At 41.9% G+C, this 21,145-nt stretch carries 16 protein-coding genes; 9 read left to right on the top strand and 7 right to left on the bottom strand.

The window, feature by feature from the left end:
• Nucleotides 1-349 precede the first annotated feature (349 nt).
• Nucleotides 350-3,148, top strand: coding sequence for a DNA polymerase I (gene polA / locus L4C37_RS09705; protein ID WP_429768451.1), 2,799 nt, complete (start codon nucleotides 350-352; stop codon nucleotides 3,146-3,148).
• Nucleotides 3,149-3,340: 192 nt separating this feature from the next.
• Nucleotides 3,341-3,388 (top strand): small protein SpfP, encoded by a 48-nt coding sequence (gene spfP / locus L4C37_RS22465; RefSeq protein WP_438356636.1) that lies wholly within the window; start codon nucleotides 3,341-3,343, stop codon nucleotides 3,386-3,388.
• A 397-nt stretch (nucleotides 3,389-3,785) separates the two neighbouring features.
• Here spfP and yihA read toward each other — a convergent pair whose 3' ends face one another.
• Nucleotides 3,786-4,445, bottom strand: coding sequence for a ribosome biogenesis GTP-binding protein YihA/YsxC (yihA, locus tag L4C37_RS09700; RefSeq protein ID WP_273297382.1), 660 nt, complete (start codon nucleotides 4,443-4,445; stop codon nucleotides 3,786-3,788).
• 148 nt (nucleotides 4,446-4,593) lie between these two features.
• Here yihA and L4C37_RS09695 point away from each other — a divergent pair, with 148 nt between their 5' ends.
• The 5 genes from L4C37_RS09695 (at nucleotide 4,594) to hemN (ending at nucleotide 9,207) form a co-directional block, all read left to right on the top strand.
• Nucleotides 4,594-5,211, top strand: coding sequence for a c-type cytochrome (locus L4C37_RS09695; RefSeq protein ID WP_429768450.1), 618 nt, complete (start codon nucleotides 4,594-4,596; stop codon nucleotides 5,209-5,211).
• Between the two features lie 691 nt (nucleotides 5,212-5,902).
• Nucleotides 5,903-6,541 (top strand): class I SAM-dependent methyltransferase, encoded by a 639-nt coding sequence (locus L4C37_RS09690; RefSeq protein ID WP_429768448.1) that lies wholly within the window; start codon nucleotides 5,903-5,905, stop codon nucleotides 6,539-6,541.
• Nucleotides 6,541-7,110: a Der GTPase-activating protein YihI gene (gene yihI, locus L4C37_RS09685; protein ID WP_137373936.1), complete on the top strand. Its 570-nt coding sequence runs from the start codon at nucleotides 6,541-6,543 to the stop codon at nucleotides 7,108-7,110. The genes L4C37_RS09690 and yihI overlap by 1 nt, the downstream gene beginning before the upstream one ends.
• 6 nt (nucleotides 7,111-7,116) lie before the next feature.
• Nucleotides 7,117-7,605, top strand: coding sequence for a DUF2489 domain-containing protein (locus L4C37_RS09680; protein ID WP_273297024.1), 489 nt, complete (start codon nucleotides 7,117-7,119; stop codon nucleotides 7,603-7,605).
• Between the two features lie 210 nt (nucleotides 7,606-7,815).
• A complete protein-coding gene (gene hemN / locus L4C37_RS09675) occupies nucleotides 7,816-9,207 on the top strand; it encodes an oxygen-independent coproporphyrinogen III oxidase (protein WP_273297023.1) in 1,392 nt (463 codons plus the stop codon).
• Between the two features lie 110 nt (nucleotides 9,208-9,317).
• Here the strand turns inward: hemN and add are convergent, their stop codons facing one another.
• From add to glnA, 6 genes are all read right to left on the bottom strand, one after another.
• Nucleotides 9,318-10,322, bottom strand: a complete 1,005-nt coding sequence (gene add, locus L4C37_RS09670) for an adenosine deaminase (protein WP_429768446.1) — start codon at nucleotides 10,320-10,322, stop codon at nucleotides 9,318-9,320.
• Between the two features lie 107 nt (nucleotides 10,323-10,429).
• Complete coding sequence (gepA, locus tag L4C37_RS09665; RefSeq protein ID WP_137373940.1) at nucleotides 10,430-12,970, bottom strand: phosphodiesterase GepA; 2,541 nt, start codon at nucleotides 12,968-12,970, stop codon at nucleotides 10,430-10,432.
• 105 nt (nucleotides 12,971-13,075) lie between these two features.
• Nucleotides 13,076-14,476, bottom strand: a complete 1,401-nt coding sequence (gene glnG / locus L4C37_RS09660) for a nitrogen regulation protein NR(I) (protein ID WP_137373941.1) — start codon at nucleotides 14,474-14,476, stop codon at nucleotides 13,076-13,078.
• A gap of 118 nt (nucleotides 14,477-14,594) precedes the next feature.
• Nucleotides 14,595-15,671: a nitrogen regulation protein NR(II) gene (gene glnL / locus L4C37_RS09655; RefSeq protein ID WP_372265654.1), complete on the bottom strand. Its 1,077-nt coding sequence runs from the start codon at nucleotides 15,669-15,671 to the stop codon at nucleotides 14,595-14,597.
• Nucleotides 15,672-15,835: 164 nt separating this feature from the next.
• Nucleotides 15,836-16,402: a DUF4124 domain-containing protein gene (locus L4C37_RS09650; RefSeq protein WP_429768445.1), complete on the bottom strand. Its 567-nt coding sequence runs from the start codon at nucleotides 16,400-16,402 to the stop codon at nucleotides 15,836-15,838.
• Nucleotides 16,403-16,649: 247 nt separating this feature from the next.
• Entirely contained in the window at nucleotides 16,650-18,059 is a 1,410-nt protein-coding gene (gene glnA / locus L4C37_RS09645) for a glutamate--ammonia ligase (protein ID WP_137373943.1), read from the bottom strand.
• 561 nt (nucleotides 18,060-18,620) lie between these two features.
• Between glnA and typA the strand changes: the two genes are divergently transcribed.
• Nucleotides 18,621-20,453 carry a translational GTPase TypA gene (gene typA / locus L4C37_RS09640; protein ID WP_137373944.1) on the top strand — a complete coding sequence of 611 codons (1,833 nt, stop codon included), beginning with the start codon at nucleotides 18,621-18,623 and terminating at the stop codon, nucleotides 20,451-20,453.
• A gap of 150 nt (nucleotides 20,454-20,603) precedes the next feature.
• A complete protein-coding gene (locus L4C37_RS09635; RefSeq protein ID WP_429768444.1) occupies nucleotides 20,604-21,143 on the top strand; it encodes an AAA family ATPase in 540 nt (179 codons plus the stop codon).
• The last annotated feature ends 2 nt before the right edge of the window (nucleotides 21,144-21,145 follow it).

The raw sequence follows: 21,145 nt of genomic DNA, 5'->3' as shown, positions 1-21,145 counted from the left end.
GTGTCGCTTTTTTTCTATTTGCGCAAACCAAATCTTCATTTCTTGTGAATAAAACAACACCAGTATTTTTTTCCACAGAGCAAGATCGAAAAAAGATCATTGTTGTATTGTTCGATCTGTGTTTATTTTTATTTTTATCAATCACTTAAATGCAATTTCTGCTCTTAACTTGCATTGTTTAGATTGTGTGTATAAATAATATAAACAGAGTTATCCACAATTTAGGTGAGTCTTGGATAAAAAGTATTAACTTTAAAGCTGGTGCGGTAAGTCTGATAACGTAGCATCAAAACATGAGACGTGGCATCCTTAACAGATCATTTCTGTACTTACTGGATACACAAATATTATGGCTCGTATTCCTGATAATCCATTGATCCTTATTGATGGCTCTTCTTACCTTTATCGTGCTTTTCATGCCTACCCAGGCACCATGAGTAATGGTGATATTCCAACAAATGCCGTTTACGGTGTGGTGAACATGCTTCGAAGTATGATGCGCCAGTTTGCTTCTGATCGTATTGCAGTAATCTTTGATGCGAAGGGAAAAACGTTCCGTGATGACATGTATCCAGAGTACAAAGCAAATCGCCCACCAATGCCAGATGATTTACGTTGTCAGATAGAACCTTTGCACAACGTTATTCGAGCTATGGGTCTACCTCTTATCTCTATCTCTGGCGTAGAAGCCGATGATGTGATTGGCACTTTAGCTTCGCAAGCTTCTAAAGCCGGTATCCCTGTGCTGATCAGTACGGGCGATAAAGATATGGCTCAATTGGTGGATGAGAACGTCACTCTTATCAATACAATGACTAACGTTGTGATGGATAGAGAAGGTGTGATAGAGAAATTTGGTATTCCACCAGAGCTTATTATCGACTACCTCGCACTTATGGGCGATAAGGTTGATAACATTCCTGGAGTACCAGGTGTTGGAGATAAAACGGCAACGGCTTTACTTCAAGGTATAGGAAGTATCGAGAAGTTATACGAAAACCTTGATGGCATAGCAGCACTTGGTTTCCGTGGTTCTAAAACCATGGCGAAAAAGCTTATCGATAACAAAGATAATGCAACCATGTCTTATGAACTTGCCACTATTAAGCTTGATGTGGAGCTGGAAGAGACGCCAGAATCACTAGTGAAAGCAACGCCTAATACTGATGAGCTTATCAAACTTTATGGTCAATTAGTCTTTAAGTCATGGCTTAATGAGTTACTTGAAGGTGGCAGTGGCGTTGTAGAAGCGGATGAAAAGTCGGGAGCGGTACGTAGCAATGCGCCTGCTGCATCTTCTACCGCAGAAATGAACACTTCAGCAGTGACGATCGATCGCAGCCAATATGAGACCATTCTTGATCAAGACACTTTTAATCAGTGGCTAGATAAGCTTAAAGCGACCGATGTATTTGCCTTTGACACGGAAACTGACAATTTAGACTACATGGTGGCTAACCTAGTTGGTTTGTCGTTTGCGACAGAAGAGGGTATTGCGGCTTATGTACCTGTTGCCCATGATTATTTAGATGTTCCTGAGCAACTTGATCGTGATTGGGTATTAGAACAGTTAAAACCTATTTTAGAAGATGACGCTCAAGCTAAAGTCGGTCAGAACCTAAAATACGATGCAAGTGTACTTGCTCGTTACGATATTGAAATGAAAGGCATTAAGCACGACACCATGCTGGCGTCTTACGTATTTAATAGCGTAGGTGGTAAGCATGATATGGATAGCTTAGCGCTTCGTTTCTTACAACATAGCTGCATTTCATTCGAGCAGATTGCAGGTAAGGGCAAAAAGCAGCTTACATTTAATCAAATCGATATTGAAGAAGCATCGCCATATGCGGCTGAAGATGCTGACGTCACTTTACGTCTGCACAATCGTTTAATGGAAAACATTGAGCAAGATGAAAAGCTGAAAACCATTTATGAGGAGATTGAAATCCCTCTTGTACCAGTAATGTCGAGAATTGAACGTACTGGTGTATTTATTGATGACATGCTGCTGGGGGCTCAATCTCAAGAAATCGCAGTTCGCTTAGATGAGTTAGAGCAAAAAGCTTACGAGATTGCAGAGCAAGAATTCAATATGAATTCACCTAAGCAACTTCAAGCTATCTTATTCGAAAAGATGGGCTTGCCCGTTATTAAGAAAACCCCATCGGGTGCTGCTTCTACTAATGAAGAAGTGCTTCAAGAGCTAGCATTAGATTACCCGCTGCCTAAATTGATTATTGAATATCGCGGCTTGGCGAAGCTGAAGTCTACTTATACTGATAAGTTGCCTAAGATGATCAATGCTGAAACTGGTCGGGTGCATACCTCTTATCATCAGGCTGTTACGGCAACTGGGCGTTTATCTTCGACCGATCCAAACCTACAAAATATCCCAATTCGTAACGATGAGGGGCGCCGAATTCGTCAGGCATTCGTAGCACCTCACGGCTGGAAAATTTTAGCAGTCGATTACTCTCAGATTGAGCTGCGTATTATGGCGCACTTATCTGGCGATAAAGCATTATTAGAAGCTTTCCAACAAGGTAAAGATATTCACGCGGCAACTGCAGCTGAAATTATTGGTGTGAGCATTGATGATGTCACTACAGAGCAGCGTCGCCGTGCTAAAGCCGTTAACTTCGGGCTGATTTATGGCATGAGCGCATTTGGCTTAGCAAAGCAGTTAGGCATTCCACGTGGTGAAGCGCAGCACTATATGGATACTTACTTCGAACGTTACCCTGGCGTCATGCAATATATGGAAGACACCCGTAGTAATGCATCTGAGCAAGGCTTTGTTGAAACTATCTATGGTCGTCGATTACACCTTCCTGAAATCTCATCACGTAACGGTATGCGTCGTAAAGCTGCTGAACGCGCTGCGATTAATGCTCCAATGCAAGGTACCGCTGCGGATATCATCAAAAAAGCGATGTTACTCGTTGATGAGTGGATTCAAGCGGAAGGTGATGGTCGTGTGAAACTTCTTATGCAAGTTCACGATGAATTGGTTTTTGAAGTTGAAGAGTCAGCTTTGGCTGAAATTGAAAGTAAAGTACAAGAATTGATGGAATCTGCCGCGAATCTAGAAGTACCTTTAGTTGCCGAAGCTGGGAGTGGAGACAACTGGGACCAAGCTCATTAGTCAAAAATAGAGCTTATTGACATAATTAGCATGAGCCAGCGCACAAACGCTGGCTTTTTTTTGTCTAAAAAAAAGTTATTCGATGAATGGCTATTGTGTTCTTTAATAAAACTTAAGTGAAAAAAAACTACAAAATCTATTTCCATTTCTGAGCAATTGTTGTACATTAATCTCGTAGGGTACAGAGGTAAGATGTTCTATCTTTCAGACCTTTTGTTTCACGTTATTGGATTAGGCTGATTCAGCCGCCCCAGTCAGTATTTGACTGGGGCGTTTTTTCTTGTGGCAAAGAAAATTTCTACAAGTCTCTTTTCCCTCTCTCTTTTTCTTATCTTTAGCACTTATCCGTTATTAACGAAAAATTCCTATTTGTAAGTTTATTTCTTTTCTAATTGGGTTATTTCTCTTTATAAATCAAGATCGCTTATCTGCTTATCTGCTTATCTCGCCCGATACTAGGCTTAACTATTCTTTCTTCTTATTTGCTGTTGGGAGGGTAGGTTTCCTTTTCCTTACCTTCATCAATTTTCAACTGGCATAAAAAAGCCCCGCAATGATGCGAGGCTATATTTAACTTGTTCTTCGAACTTATCTTTTTTAACCGCTGTCATTTATAAAGCAGTTATTGCGATAGTGTTTATTCGTCGTTTGAATCTACATCGTTATCCAGATCTTCTTCTAGAAGATGAGCAAATGCAGGAGCAAACCAAGAGTCAAGTTTACTGCGCAGCTGATCAACCCCTAAACCTTTCAGTGAAGAGAAAACATCAACGTTCACATCACCACCAAAAGATTCGGCATCTTTACGGATCTTAAGAAGTTGTGCTTTACGAGCACCACTTTTTAATTTGTCAGCTTTAGTTAGTAGAACTTGTACTGGAATACGGCTGTCGATTGCCCAGTAGATCATTTGCTGATCGAGATCTTTCATCGGATGACGGATATCCATCAACACGACAAGACCTTTTAAGCATTCACGACGTTGTAGGTATTCACCAAGCGACTGTTGCCACTTTTTCTTTAGCTCTAGTGGAACTTGTGCGAATCCATATCCAGGAAGATCGACAATGTGGCAGCCTTCATCAACCTTAAATAGGTTAATAAGTTGAGTTCGACCTGGTGTTTTACTGGTTTTCGCTAAACCTTTCTGGTTGGTTAGGCGATTTAGTGCACTAGATTTACCAGCATTGGAGCGTCCTGCAAACGCAATTTCGATACCTTCGTCTTCTGGTAAATGACGAATATCGGGTGCACTAGTAATGAAATGCGTCTTTTGATAATGAATTTTTACGCTCACTGTTAACTCCATCTCGACTTTGTGTAGTCGATTGATTACTTTTTTGTGAATTTGTGTAAAATAACCGTGCTCGGCATAAGGTCGCCTATTGTACCATGAGTGGCAACATAGAGTGGTACTGGAAGCTTGATAATTATAATGGAATGTCATGAAGAAATTAGCGCTAATTTTGAGTCTTTTAGCCAGCTGCTCAGTATGGGCGGAAGGCAGTATTGAAGCTGGTAAAGCCAAATCACAAACATGTGTTGCCTGCCACGGTGCTGACGGCAACAGCCTGATCACACAGTACCCTAAACTGGCTGGTCAACATGCTAAGTATCTAGAGAAGCAGTTAAAAGAGCTTAAGCTAGGTATGACTAGTGGTGGTAAGCAAGGTCGGTATGAACCTGTAATGGGTGCAATGGCGATGCCTTTATCTGAAGAAGATATGGCAGATCTGGCGGCATATTATGCCTCTTTACCAATTTCAAACAATTCAACCCCAGAAAACGTGGTTGCGGAAGGTAAAGCTTTATATACCGCTGGTGATGCAGAGCGTGGAATTACCGCTTGTATCGCGTGTCACGGACCGCGTGGTAACGGTACTGAACTTTCAGGTTTCCCAAAAGTTTCAGGTCAGCATGCTGATTATATCAAAGCGCAGCTAGAAAAGTTCCGCGATGGTAGCCGTAATAATGATATGAATGCGATGATGCGTGATGTTGCTAAAAAGTTAACAGATGCAGATATCGACACCCTATCTAAATATGTTGGTGGCCTACACTAATCATTCTTAACCTATAAAAATAATAAATAGGTCTGAATTACATATACGTTCGAGCACAGAATTGAGAAACGCCCCTATCGGAATACGATAGGGGCGTTTCTTTTATATGGGAAATATATAATTCACGAGTGCTTATGAAGTTGTTTTCGATAGATGGCTGTAGGGAGTGGTTGAGCGAAGTTCTATTTCCCCTCTTTGTTTGTGAGAGATCGACTATTATTTACCGCACGATCATAGGTCTTAATTTCTAAGATAATGAAAATTAGATGTTTTATAAGTTGATGGAATAACGTTCGAAAACTGTGAAGTTAAGCCATTGCAGTCTAAGCCCATGAGGGTAGAGTATCCGCCATCAGCAAGGAGCTGAACTAGATATGGATGATCGACTTGTCTGAAGGTATAGACAGAAACGGATCAGGCTAGGATAGCCCAGTAACAAGATGTTAGAAAAGGAAAGCCAAAATTCATCAGGACGATGACCAACAAACAAATTTGGCAAGGAAAGCACCAATAACAAATGGAGATTTGTGTACCAAGTTGAGTATACAAACTTTGGCCATAATAGGCAGATTTAGAGAGCGATAGGTTTTCCTATCGCTTTTTTTATTGGTTTGATGAAAAAACACCCAATACCACTCCACTATATACGCACTTTCTGGTATGTTTCGCATCCCTGTTTAAGGATGTGCGCATGTATACTTGTCCCTTATGCCATCACGATGATGTGAATCACTACTTTGAAGACAAACGCAGAGAATTTTTGCAATGTCAGCAATGTGAGTTGGTATTTGTTAATCCTCGGCAACGATTAGCTGCAAGCGAAGAAAAAGCGCAATACGATCTCCATGAGAACGATCCGAATGATGCAGGCTATCGTCGATTTTTATCTCGAATAGCTGAGCCATTAACAGGCAAAATTTCATCCAATTCACATGGATTGGATTTTGGTTGTGGTCCCGGTCCTACATTATCTATTATGTTAGAAGAAGCCGGACACACCATGGATTTGTACGATATCTATTACCATCCCGAAACTTCGGTGTTGGAAAAAACGTACGACTTTATGACTGCCACTGAGGTAATAGAGCATCTCTATCAACCGGATAAAGTTTGGCAGCAATGGTTAAATTTAGTTAAGCCAGAAGGCTGGATTGGTCTTATGACCAAGCTAGTAATAGACGTGGATGCGTTTGCTGGTTGGCACTATAAGAATGATCCTACGCATGTAGTCTTCTTTAGTCGTCAAACATTCCAGTTTTTGGCTGAGCGGGATAAGCTCGAACTAGAATTTGTTGGAAATGATGTAATTTTACTGAGGAAACTGCAGTAATGGGTCGTAGTAAGAAATCAAGAAAGCCGGGAGCATTAGGTGCTCCAGAGCCTATGGTAACAAGAAACCGTAGTGAGTCTAACGTTGAAGGTCGTGAACGTAAGCGTATTAAAAAGCGTAAAGGCTTAAAATCAGGTAGCCGTCATTCAGATGGTAGCGATGCACAGCAGCGTAAAGCAGCACAAAATCGTGACCCTCGTTTAGGCAGTAAGAAAAAAATTCCATTGATCGTTGAGCCGGCTAAGAAGCCGAATAAGCAAGAGCGTAAGCTTTCTAACGAGCAAGAGCTTGAAATGCTTGAGAACGATGCTCAACTGAATACTCTGCTAGATCGCATTGAAAATGGTGAAAACCTAGGTGCTGGTCTACAGAAATTTGTTGATGAGAAGCTGGATCGTATCGAACATCTAATGGGTCGCTTAGGCTTATTAGAGCCAGAAGAAGACGAAGAATCTGAAGATGAAATCTTTGAAGAAGCACCTGTAGTGGTGAAGAAAAAGAAAGCGAGTTCTGATGAGGACTTGTTATCTCAGTTTGAAGACTTCGATCTAGACAGCTTCAAAGGGTAATATCGAATGAATGTAACCTTATTAGCCATTGCTGGTGGAGTGATCATTCTCGGCTTAGGTGCTTATGCAGGTTACCTTCTACTTCAAGTGAAGAAGCAGACGGAACTGCAAAAACAGCATCAAGCGTTAGCGATTGAAAAGCGCAACGCGAACATTTACGAAAATGTAAATACGCTATGTTTAGCTGGAATCCAAGGTCAGTGTGACCTATCAGAATTGAGCATTCGTATTTATTACATTATGGATAATGTTCAAGGTGATGAGCGTGTCGACTTTGACGCGGAGTATCCAGCAACGTCTGAGCTGTTCCATATTGTAGAAAATATGGCTCGTGGTGAAGACAGACAAGCGCTTGAGAAGAAAGAGCGTATGGAGCAAAACTTAGCACGGCATAAAGCTGAAACCCGCTTGAATGATACGATTATTGAAGAGTTAAAGGTGCTCCAGAAAAAGGTGCAGCCACTCAATAATCAAATCAACATCCAAATGATATAACCCCAAAGGCTTACTGAAACCGGTAAGCCTTTTTGTTTTAAAGCAAGCATGAGTGATCGTGCTAGCAGTTCTGAATATTAATTGCCAAAACTTGTTGTCGCATCAAACTGCTTTGAAAGTCATATGGCAGAATAGCCAGTCTATAATTTTAAGTATGTAAAACTGATCAGTGAGCGCCATGCGCATCTGATCTTAACCGGAAATACCATCATGTCGAGTCAGCCAGTCGTAACCAACCAGCAAATCGTTTGGGATCAAGCCATCTTAGACAAGTACAACTATTCTGGACCGCGCTACACTTCATATCCAACGGCGTTGGAATTTCATGAAGCGTTCACCGTAGCAGACTACGACATGGCGTGTACCCAATACCCTGATCGACCACTATCTTTGTATGTACATATCCCATTTTGTCATAAACTTTGCTATTACTGCGGTTGTAATAAAGTGATCACCCGCCACTCTCACAAAGCGGATGAATACCTTGATGTGATTGAGCATGAGATTCGCCAGCGCGCTTCTCTATTACATGACCGAAATGTGACTCAGTTGCACTTTGGTGGTGGTACGCCAACATTCTTAAATAAAGCGCAAATTACTCGTCTAATGAAGATCATTCATGATGAGTTTAACTTTGTTGAAACGGCTGAAATCAGTATTGAAGTTGACCCTCGTGAAATCGAGCTAGATATGCTTGATCACCTACGCAATGAAGGGTTCAACCGTTTAAGTATTGGTGTTCAAGACTTCAACAAAGAAGTACAAAAGCTGGTTAACCGTGAGCAAGATGAAGATTTCATTATCGCTATGGTTAAGCGTGCAAAAGACCTAGGTTTCCGTTCGACGAACCTCGATTTAATCTATGGCTTACCTAAGCAGACAAAAGTCTCTTTTGCTGAAACATTAAAGCAAGTGCTAGAAATGCAGCCAGGTCGTTTATCTGTATTTAACTATGCGCACATGCCGCAATTGTTTGCTGCGCAACGTAAAATAAAAGAAGAAGATCTCCCTGTTGCTGAAGAGCGCATGGGAATTTTACAAGATACGATCGCGACTCTAACGGGCGCGGGTTATCAGTTCATCGGTATGGATCACTTTGCTTTACCTGATGATGAATTGGCAGTTGCTCAGCGAAAAGGTGTTTTGCATCGTAATTTCCAAGGCTACACCACACAAGGTGAAGCTGATTTGGTTGGCTTTGGTGTATCTGCTATCTCTATGATGGGGGATGCTTACGCGCAAAACCAAAAAGATCTGAAGAAGTACTATGCGCAAGTCAATGACCTACGCCATGCTTTATGGAAAGGGGTTGCGCTCGATGGCGATGACTTACTTCGCCGTGAAGTGATTAAACAGCTAATTTGTAATTTCAAATTGGATAAAACGAAGATTGAGTCTGAATTTGCAGTCACATTTAATCAATACTTTAAAGAGGACCTAGGTCTTCTACAGACGTTCATTAATGATGAGCTAGTTGAAGTGGATGATAAAGAGATTAGAGTGACTTTACGTGGTCGATTATTGATCCGAAATATTTGTATGTGTTTCGATAAATACTTACGTGCTAAAGCTCGTCAGCAACAGTTCTCACGAGTGATTTAACTTGTTGCGTTAAATATTCGACTCCATAAAAAATGCCAGCATTAAGCTGGCATTTTTGTTTCTAGACTTTGCTAAGCACTAAAGAACTAAAGTGTTATAGCATTAAGTCATTAAGCGCGATTGGCTACTTTGTCTTTTAGTTCTTGCTTCTCAACATCAGAGATGAAAGCAAGGTCAAGACCATTGATTTGAGCTTGACGAATTTGTGCTTGGCTTAAACCAGCTTGTGGTGCTGCAACTTCGTATTCATACGGTAGCTCAATGCCTTCAACTGCTGGATCATCCGTATTTAAACAAGCCATCACACCGTGTTCAAGGAATTGCTTAACAGGGTGGTTAGCAAGAGTTTCAACCGTACTTGTTTGGAAGTTTGAAGTCAGACAAGACTCAATACCAATACGGTTTTCAGCAAGGTAATCCATTAGTTTAGGATCGTGAATAGCTTTCACGCCGTGACCTATACGTGTTGCACCTAGTTCTTGAATTGCTTGCCACATACTTTCTGCACCGGCAGCTTCACCTGCGTGAACGGTGACATTCATACCAGCATCACGCACTTGTTTGAAGTGAGTAACAAAGCGGTCACCAGGTTGACCTAGTTCATCGCCAGCTAAATCAACAGCTACAATTTTGTCTTTTTGAGTAAGAATCGCGTCTAACTCTTGTTGGCATGCGTCTGTTCCGAATGTACGGCTCATGATACCAATTAGGTTCGCTTTTACACCAAAGTCACGCATACCAGCTTCGACACCGTCTACAACAGCTTCAACCACACCAGCAACTGGAAGCTTGTGCTTCATTGCCATGTAGTAAGGTGAGAAGCGTAGTTCAGCATAGTCAATTTGAGCATTCAGTGCGTCTTCTACATTTTCGTAAGCAACACGACGACAAGCCTCTAAATCACCTAGTACCGCTACACCCCAATCAAGTTTAGAAAGAAATGCCACTAGTGATGGTTCTGCTTCAACAATTTGAACGTGTGGAGTGAGAGCTTCAACGTCATAAGCCGGTAACGCAACACCAAACTTCTGACCCAAATCTAAGATAGTTTGAGTACGAATGTTACCGTCTAAATGGCGGTGCAAATCAGTAAGGGGCAAATTTTTAGTTATCATTAGAAAGTATCCAGATCGAGAATGTGTGTGCGGTGGTATCAGTATAAAAATGAATAAGAGCTGTGTCAGTAACAAATGCGTTGGAAAGCAGCGAAATTCGCTGTTTTCTACTTCATGTTCACCAAATCTGTTGGCCACTCATTGAAGGGGACAGGGCGGCTGTATAGGAAGCCTTGCGCTTGAGGGCAGCCTAATTGGGATAACAGCTCCGCTTGTAATGGTGTCTCCACTCCTTCAGCTACCAGGTTCGCTTTAAAGCCTTTTGTGATATTTACAATGGCAGCAACGATAGAGCTGTCGAGATTTTCTTTTTCTAATTTACTGACAAAGCTGCGGTCTATCTTTAAGCAGTCAAAAGGAAGCTTGTGCAAGTAAGCCAAAGAAGAGTAACCGGTACCAAAATCATCAATGGCAATGGAAATACCTAATGACTTCAATGCGAGCATGTTTTCAATGATGATTGGGTTATTGTCGACGATGCGTGATTCCGTTATTTCTAGTGTCAGGTTTCTTGCAGGTAGTCGTGTGGACTGGAGAGTATTTTTCACATCTTGGATGAAGTTTTTCTGAATCAGTTGGTCAACAGATAGGTTAACGTGGATTGTGAAATCCAAGTCCCATTTCCCAGATTCAATCGCGCTGGCGGTATCACGGCATGCTTTGTGTAAGATTTGGTGTCCAATATCGCTAATTAAGCCGCTTTCTTCCGCTAATGGAATGAATTCCAACGGTGAAATTATGCCTTTATCGCTAATCCAACGCGCTAAAGCTTCAGCTCCAACTGTTGCTCCTGTTTCTAAATCAATAATAGGCTGATAGAAAGGTTCGAATTGTTGGCGTTCAATTGCGGTATTAATACGAGCCAGCATAGTCGTACGGTGGCGTGAAGCCTCACCCATTTCAGAGCTATAAATACTGATGCGTGTTTTATCTTGTTTGGCATTACTTAATGCAATACTGCTGTTGCGTAACCCGAGCGTCATGTCATTTTGTTCAGTGAATTTCACCACACCAATAGAGACATTCACTACAACATTTTCAGCCTCCATACTGAAATGAGAAGCAAAAGTTTGCACTAATCGGTGCGAAAGTAAGCTGATGTCGTCTTTCTGAGTTATTGCCGGCGCATAGATAGCAAACTCATCACCACCCGTTCGTGCGAGTAAGTACTCTTCCGATAATGTGGTTCTTAATCGAGACGCTGCAATAATTAGTAGTTGATCACCGTTATAGTGCCCCAAGCTGTCATTGATATCTCTAAATCGGTCAATCCCGATTAGATAGAGGCTGCCACAACTCTTATCTTCTAGCTTATTGTAAGCGTCAATGAACCCTTCTCTACTGTATAAATTAGTCAGGGAGTCATAGGTTAACTGGGACTGAAGAGCATTAAATGACGCTTTCAAATTGTTTGCCATTTCTGTGAAAGCGTACACTAGCATGCTGGTTTCATAGATATGCCCTGGCTGCGGCATATTGCTTTCCCAATCACCTTTAGCAAGGTGCTTAGCTGCTGCGGCTGTTGAAGTGATTGGTCGTGTTATGTGATTGAAAGTGACTAATCCAAGTGCGATGCCAATTAAGCTAACAATTAACCCAATTATCCAGCTATTACGTTGGTTTTCCGGTAAATCGCCGAGTAGGTCTGATTCAGGAATAGACATGCCAATGAACCAAGTGATTCCATATTCGTCTTCATAAGGCGTTATTTGGTTGAAGTAGCGCTCACCATTGAGCTTGAAGCTAAAGCGCTGTGCGTTTTTGTTTGCTGTTAGATTGAGCTGTTCAACATAGCTTGCACTTTCACTGATGATTGGGTTTGAACTTTCAGTGGCTAGTAATCGAACCCCTTTTTCCGTTTTGTCCGTACCCCAAGAAAGCACACTGCCACCGCTTGAGTGAGCGACTAGGCGCTGTTCTTTATCAATAATGTATACGGAAGTATCGGTTTTATCTTTGATACTTTTTAGGAAGTAGTTAAAAGTATCGATCTTAATATCTGCGACAAATACGCCGATAAAGGATTGATTATCGAAGATAGGGGAAAGTGCAGATAAGGTGATCTCCTGTCTTTCATCAGCATTGGCGTAAATGGATGACCAAAGTGGTTTCTTGGATGCCGCAACCGGAGCATACCAAGGGCGAATTCTCGGGTCATAACCGGATATAACAGAGCGAATGTCGCTGCTAAGCTGACTTCCTCTATAAATAACGAGCTTATCTTCTGTACGGTCATCTTGAATCATTAGGGTATACCCATTATTAGATTCCTTTCGAAAACCTACATAATTGGTATCCTCAGAACCAAAACCTAATACATCAAGTTGTGGTATTGAACTGTACAAGTTTGAAAAGCTTTCAAACATGTAGTGTTGAATATCTTCGGTTTCACCGGGCTTATATAAGCCGTGATAGCCAATGGTATGGCTTAGTGCCAGTGCTGCGTTAAAGGGTTCTTGGAGAAAAACCGTTAAGCTTTTGTTTACGTTTTCAGTTAATGACGTGAGCTGCCTAGCGCTAATGTCAGTCACCATTTCTTCATAGTTTTGCTTTTGAGCGAACACAATTACACCAATAGTGAAGAGAAAAATCATCACGAAAGGCAGAACAACGGCAGTTCTTAATGTAATTTGTGCTTTTATGGACATGTTTGGCTATAACTATGTATGTTGTACTGTAATTGTACCCACTCAAAGTCTCCCTAGCGAACTATTTTTGATTAAAATTTAGCTACTTCGCTAGGGGTGGTCGAACTAATAAAGCTCTTTTAATTTTCGAGTTAAGGTGTTTCTGCCCCAGCCTAAAACTTTCGCTGCGTCTTGCTTGTGACCATTTGTATGATCTAGGGCTGCTTCTAAAAGTATACGTTCAAATTCAGGAAGCGCATAAGAAAGTATTTCTTTTTCTCCTGAAGCAAGCGCACACTTTGCCCAATCACCTAATTTTTCTTGCCAGTTTTCAGTGCCTTGACTGGAAATGTTTTTTTTCTCTTCGAGTAATTCTGTTGGAAGGTCGGAAGGTAAAATCTCACTACCGCTTGCCATTACAGTTAACCAACGACATATATTTTCAAGTTGACGCACATTTCCGGGCCAAGTTAGTTTGTTTAACGTTGCAACCGTATCTTTATGCAATGTTTTCACTTCGACGGCTAGCTCTTCAGCCGCAAGCACAAGGAAATGTTGAGTCAGCTTCTCAATGTCTTGTTTACGTTCCCTCAGTGCGGGAATATGGATTCGAATGACATTCAGTCGGTGGAATAAATCTTCTCGGAAGTCACCTTCATTCACTAATCGCTCAAGATCTTGGTGGGTAGCTGCCACGATACGTACATCTACTTTTATGGCTGAGTGACCCCCTACTCGATAGAACTGGCCATCAGATAGGACCCTTAATAGCCTTGTTTGGATATCGAGAGGCATATCTCCTATCTCATCCAGAAAAAGCGTGCCGCCGTTTGCTTGCTCAAACCGACCTTGGCGAACGCTATTTGCACCAGTAAAAGCGCCTTTTTCATGACCAAATAGCTCGGATTCGATTAAGTCTTTAGGGATGGCTGCCATATTAAGTGCAATAAATGGCTTCTTGGCTCTAGGGCTATGCCTATGTAAAGCATGAGCAACCAATTCTTTACCTGTACCTGATTCACCATTAATTAGAACAGAGATAGAAGATCGTGATAAACGACCAATGGCACGAAACACCTCTTGCATCGCAGGTGCTTCACCAATAATTTCAGGTGGATTACTGTCGGTGATCTCATTCGCTTGGTCGCGTTTTTGCTCATGACTGTGTGCGATTGCACGCTCAACAAGTGTTAAGGTTTCGTCAATATCAAAAGGCTTAGGTAAATATTCGAATGCCCCTTTTTGGTAAGCATTCACTGCAGCGTCGAGATCGGAGTGCGCAGTCATGATAATGACTGGGAGGTCTGGGGATTTTTGATGCACTTGGTTAAGTAGCTCAATACCATCCATTCCTGGCATGCGAATGTCGGACACGAGTACATCTGGTGCTTCACGCTCAAGTGCTAGCAACACACTTTCTGCATCAGCAAATGTTTCGCATTTTATATTGGCGGATGACAGTGTTTTTTCTACAACCCAACGAATTGAACTGTCGTCATCAACCACCCAAACATACCCTTTACTCATAATGTGATTCCTTTGCGGCAACTGCTTAATGTGCGAATTTATATTTTTTATGCGTTGTTGTTTTTATATCTTCAATTTTACTTGCCCGTGAACTTGTCGTTTCGCGAGCTTATGAAGCTCATATTGGGAAATAGATAGTAAAAGTTGTATTACCCGGCCAGCTCTCTACGTCGATTTTTCCTTGGTGTTGATCGATTAAGTTTTGAGATATGGATAACCCTAATCCCGTACCACCTTCTCTGCCACTGACCATCGGGTAGAACAAGGTGTCTTGCAGCTCTGATGGAATTCCTGGGCCGTTATCATTGATTTCGACACGTGCCGCGAGCTTGTAACGTTTCCCATGAATATTGGCTTGATGCACCGTTCTGGTGCGAATGGTGATTCTAGCCCGTTCTTGCTTGGACAAAATTTGGGCGGCATTGCTAACAATATTTAGCATGGCTTGCTCTACTTGAGCTGGATCCATCAGAAAAGTGGGTAAGCTCGGGTCGTAATCTCGTTCAATTGTAAGGGCTGGTCCCGCCTCAAGCTCAACTAACTGACGAACTTTTTCTAGTATTTGGTGAAGATTTTCTTCTGACTTTTTACCTGGTTTTTGTGGACCAAGTAGCCGGTCAACGAGCATTCTCAGGCGGTCAGCTTGTTCGATAATGATTTGCGTATATTCATTTAAGGATGGATCTGGCAGCATTTTTCCAAGTAACTGAGCCGCACCTCTTAACCCACCTAAAGGGTTCTTTATTTCATGCGCTAATCCCCGAACTAATAATTTAGCGGCTTGCTGCTGCGCATGTTGGTTCAGTTCTTGGCTTAAACGTCTTTGCTGATCAATCTTACGCATCTCGACGAGCAGCAGTGTCTCACGGTTCCAAGATATTGGGCTTACTGTCACTTCCAACATAAGAGGGCGACCATCGACAACGAAGGTCACGTCACTATCAGTAATACTTTGACCGCTTTGTAGGGGTTGAGTGAGCAAGGCTAAATCCAATGAAGCATGCTGAATAAGCTGGGTGAGAGGATGATCAACAATACGTTTAGCACTTTGAGAAAAAAGCTGCTCAGCTGCAGGGTTGGCATGACGAATGAACAGTTGCTCATCGAGCAATAAAATGGCCGTGACCATATTATCGAGAATTGCGTTAGAAAGCTGATGGGTATCTATGCTGTCGCTTTGAATTGAACGGTTCACTGTCGCATCCTTGAACTGGTTTTATCCTTGCACCAAGTTGGTGCGTGGTAAATTCAAGTATGGCGCATATCAATCAGAAGCTAAAGATAATTCATAATAGAGGCTGATTATTGAGGAAAAGAAGGGAATATGTACTTGTTTATTCCCTTTTTAAACCGATTGACCTACTTGATTGTCGCTCTGTGTAAAAACACAGTGACAGGACTAGTAGATGCAATAAGCTTGCCGCTTCTATGTGCTTGAATTGATAAGGTATGAGTGCCTCGATCTATATTTTTTAATTGCCACATTGCTTGGGTCTGTGGAGCGCCATATCGACGACCATCGAGTATTAGTTGTAATTGTTCACCTATCCCCAACTTACGGTTTAACTCTATCTGTATCGTAAGGTTTCCACGGTTACTACGAATGGTTTCATCATGCTGAGGAGAAACCATAGTGAGCATGAGTTCTAGATCTTTTTTTGGTTTATCTTTCTTTTTAGGCGGCTTTTTCTGTGCGTCCATTTTAGGGGGATCGACGGGAGTGGATGACTCAAATTTTGGGGCAGGGGCTGATGCTTCTAATTGAGGTAGAGTAATTTGCTTAGCGCTTTGTATTGGTGAATCACTGAAATGAAGCACACCGTTTTCATCTTCCCATGTATACACAGTTTGTGCATGAGCTAAGGTCGTAACATGTATTGTAGGAATAGCGAAGGCTAGTCCAAGTAATATTAGGATCTGTTTCATTCTTCTCTACCTTCTGGATTCAGCACTTAGTAAGGTTGTTTACGTATTGGATTTGTATTGTTTTTATTTTTGTGTGGGCAGCTTAATCTTTTGCCGATAATGAGCTGTTGCCGACAATATATTACGAGAAGAATCAGGATTTTAAGTATAAAAAAGGCCCGCCTGCGAGGCGAGCCTAATAAATTGTAACTACGTTACATTTTGCATTACCTGACTAAATCGAGGCTATGCAATACCGACAATCAAATTAAACTGAGTAGTACAGTTCAAATTCAAGTGGGTGTGTAGCCATGTTCACACGTTGTACGTCGTCTGATTTCAGAGTGATGTAAGAATCAATGAAATCGTCAGAGAATACGCCGCCAGCAGTTAGGAACTCACGGTCTTCGTTAAGAGCTGCTAGAGCTTCTTGTAGAGATTCAGCTACTGTTGGGATTTCAGCTGCTTCTTCTGCTGGAAGGTCGTATAGATCTTTATCCATAGCTTCGCCTGGGTGAATCTTGTTCTTAATGCCGTCAAGACCAGCCATTAGCATTGCAGAGTATGCAAGGTATGGGTTAGCTGCTGGGTCACCAAAACGTAGCTCGATACGACGTGCTTTCGGAGTTGGTACTACTGGGATACGGATAGAAGCAGAACGGTTACGTGCTGAGTAAGCAAGCATTACCGGAGCTTCGAAACCAGGAACAAGACGCTTGTATGAGTTTGTTGCTGGGTTAGCAAATGCGTTGATTGCGCGGGCGTGCTTGATGATACCACCGATGTAGAACAGTGCCATTTCAGATAGGCCGCCGTATTTATCACCAGCAAACAGGTTAACGCCATCTTTATTTAAAGACATGTGAACGTGCATACCTGAACCATTGTCACCAACTAGTGGTTTAGGCATAAATGTCGCTGTTTTACCAAATGCGTGAGCAACGTTGTGTACAACGTACTTGTAGATTTGAGTCTCATCAGCTTTTGTTGTTAGCGTGTTGAAGCGAGTTGCGATTTCGTTTTGACCCGCAGTTGCTACTTCGTGGTGGTGAGCTTCAACAACTAGACCCATCTCTTCCATTACTAGACACATTGCAGAACGGATGTCTTGAGAAGAATCTACAGGAGCTACTGGGAAGTAACCGCCTTTAACGCCAGGACGGTGACCTTTGTTACCGCCTTCGATGTCAGAACCTGTGTTCCAAGCTGCTTCTACGTCATCAATCTTGAAGAAAGAACCAGACATGTCATTTGAGAATTTAACATCGTCAAATAAGAAGAATTCTGGTTCAGGACCTACTAGAACTGTATCTGCGATACCAGTAGAGCGTAGGTATTCTTCTGAACGTTTAGCGATTGAGCGTGGGTCACGGTCGTAGCCTTGCATTGTTGCAGGCTCAAGAATGTCACAACGAACATTTAGCGTTGCGTCTTCTGTGAACGGGTCAAGAACGGCAGATGATGCGTCAGGCATCATTACCATGTCAGATTCGTTAATGCCTTTCCAACCAGCTACAGAAGAGCCGTCAAACATTTTGCCTTCTTCAAAGAAGTCTGCGTCTAGTTGGTGAGAAGGGATAGAAATATGCTGCTCTTTACCTTTTGTATCGGTAAAACGTAAGTCGATAAATTTAACTTCGTTTTCTTGGATCAGCGATAGTACATTTTCTACTGACATCTTGGATAACCTCCAGTGTTATTAAATCGGTATTAGCTAGATTCGGATGAAACCAGCATTGATTAATGTCTGTCATTTGCATTAATCGATGCTGAATTCATTAAAGCCAAAATCATGCCAAAAAAATTATTCCATTAATTTCAATGTTTTACTTTATTTGGTGCGTGTGATTGCACTTTCTGTGCACCAAAATGATCTGCGCTTGCACCAAGTTGGTGCTAATTGGTTGTTTTGCACCAATGTGAGCCACAAACCCGATACCATTCAGCAATGAATTGCACTTATTGTCAATCCACTTTTTTCATTTCACGAGACATTCATTTTTTAATGGTGTGATTTAGAGAATAATGTTCAAAATTATTAGAGGTTAAAACCAGTAAATGGTTGAACTTAAAACAAGGCGAATCAAAAAAATAAAAAAACGTTTGTATCAGATCACATATTTCTGGGGTTTTGTCTAAAATCTGGTATATTATTGACCGTTTTTTAAATCAAGCTAGTGGCATTTCCTCTATTTTCAGAGGTTATATGCGGCTACTTTTATGAGTGAATCGAGAATCCATGTCTACTCCACAGATTGATAAGTTAAGAAATATCGCGATCATCGCGCACGTTGACCACGGTAAAACGACTTTGGTTGATAAACTGCTACAACAGTCAGGCACTCTTGAGTCTCGTGGTGAAGCTGAAGAGCGTGTCATGGATTCGAATGACATCGAAAAAGAGCGTGGCATTACAATCCTTGCTAAGAACACAGCAATTAACTGGAATGATTACCGTATCAACATCGTAGATACTCCGGGACACGCGGACTTCGGTGGTGAAGTTGAACGTATCATGTCTATGGTTGATTCTGTTCTGCTTATCGTTGACGCAGTTGATGGTCCAATGCCTCAAACTCGTTTCGTAACGCAAAAAGCATTCGCACACGGTCTTAAGCCAATCGTTGTAATTAACAAGATTGACCGTCCAGGCGCTCGTCCTGATTGGGTTATGGATCAAATCTTTGACCTGTTTGATAACCTAGGTGCTACAGATGAGCAACTAGACTTCACTACTGTTTACGCATCAGCTCTTAATGGCTGGGCAACAATGGAAGAAGGTGTTACTGGCGAGAACATGGAACCACTATTCCAAGCTGTTGTTGATACAGTTGAAGCGCCTGCAGTTGACCTTGATGGTTCACTACAAATGCAAGTTTCTCAACTAGATTACAGCTCTTACGTTGGTGTTATCGGCGTATGTCGTGTAACTCGCGGTAGTGTTAAACCAAACCAGCAAGTAACGATTGTTAATGCTGAAGGTAAAAAGCGTAATGGTAAAGTAGGTACAGTTCTTGGTTACCTAGGTCTTGACCGTCACGAAGTTGAAGTGGCAAACGCTGGTGACATCATTGCAATCACAGGTCTTGGTGAGCTGAAAATTTCAGACACTATCTGTGACGTAAACAATGTTGAAGCGATGGAAGCACTGTCTGTTGATGAACCAACAGTAACAATGACATTCCAAGTAAACACTTCTCCATTCGCTGGTAAAGAAGGTAAATTCGTTACTTCACGTAACATTCTTGAGCGTCTAGAAAAAGAACTAGTACACAACGTTGCACTGCGTGTTGAAGAAACTGATAGTCCAGACCGTTTCCGTGTATCTGGTCGTGGTGAACTTCACCTATCTATCCTGATCGAAAACATGCGCCGTGAAGGTTTCGAGCTAGCTGTATCTCGTCCAGAAGTAATCATCAAAGAAGAAGATGGTCAGAAGATGGAACCGTTCGAAACGGTTACTATCGATGTACTTGAAGAGCACCAAGGTGCAATCATGGAAAGCATCGGTCTTCGTAAGGGTGAGCTAACAGATATGGCACCAGATGGTAAAGGCCGTGTTCGCATGGACTTCATGATGCCTTCTCGTGGTCTTATCGGCTTCCAAACTGAATTCCTTACAATGACGTCTGGTTCTGGTCTTATCTACCACTCATACGATCACTACGGTCCATACAAGGGCGGTATCATTGGTCAGCGTAATAACGGTGTTCTAGTTTCGAACGCAACTGGTAAAGCATTGACTTACGCATTGTTCTTCCTTCAAGCTCGTGGTCGCCTATTTGCAGAGCACGCGGATGAAGTTTATGAAGGTCAAGTAATCGGTATTCATAACCGTTCAAACGACCTGACAGTAAACTGTCTGAAAGGTAAACAGCTAACGAACGTTCGTGCATCTGGTACTGATGAAGCACAAGTTCTTTCTCCACCGATCAAACACACTCTAGAGCAAGCTCTTGAGTTTATCGATGAAGATGAGCTAGTTGAAGTAACGCCACTTAACGTACGTATTCGTAAGAAACTTCTTACTGAAAACGAACGTAAGCGTGCAGCACGTCCTGCTAAAGCTTAATTAATTTGCTAATGTAACCGTTAGGTTATTTTAGAATAAGAAACCCCGAGTAGCTTGGCTGCTCGGGGTTTTGTTTTATAGGCTTACTTCTTCTGCCTGCATATTGATATGCTGCACTGTTTTTATAACAAGCCACCATAAAGGAAAACCATGCTGCCGATTATCATCACGGGTGGACCAGGTGCTGGGAAAACGACGCTGATTAATGCGCTTTCAAGTGCTGGTTATACTACGTATCCAGAGGTTTCTCGTATTCTCATTGAAGAGCAAAGTCAGCTAGATAATGGCATTCTTCCATGGGCTAATATGAAAGCTTTTGCTGAGTTATGTTTTATTTCTATGAGGCAGCAAAAGAGACAATCGGGCCGCGTTGATACTGTATTTTTAGACCGTGCTATCCCAGATATTTTCGGGTATTTAAAGCAACAGAATCTGACTATTCCGGCGAGTTATATTGAAGAGTGCCAAGGTTATCATAGCCAAGTCTTTTTCTGCCGACCTGAAGTATCTGTGTATGTTCAAGATGATGTTCGTCCCTATCCATTTGATGGAGCATTAGAAATTCACCAAGCTTTAATTGAGGCTTATCAAGGGGTGGGTTTTGAAGTGGTCGATGTGCCATGGGGAAAAGTAGCTGAACGAGTGAGTTTTGTTGAGCAGTATCTTAACTTACAAACAGAGAAAGTTTAGGC

The organism is Vibrio kagoshimensis (assembly GCF_050337535.1).
Taxonomy (GTDB): Bacteria; Pseudomonadota; Gammaproteobacteria; order Enterobacterales; family Vibrionaceae; genus Vibrio; species Vibrio gallaecicus.
This window is presented reverse-complemented; position numbering and strand designations above follow the sequence as displayed.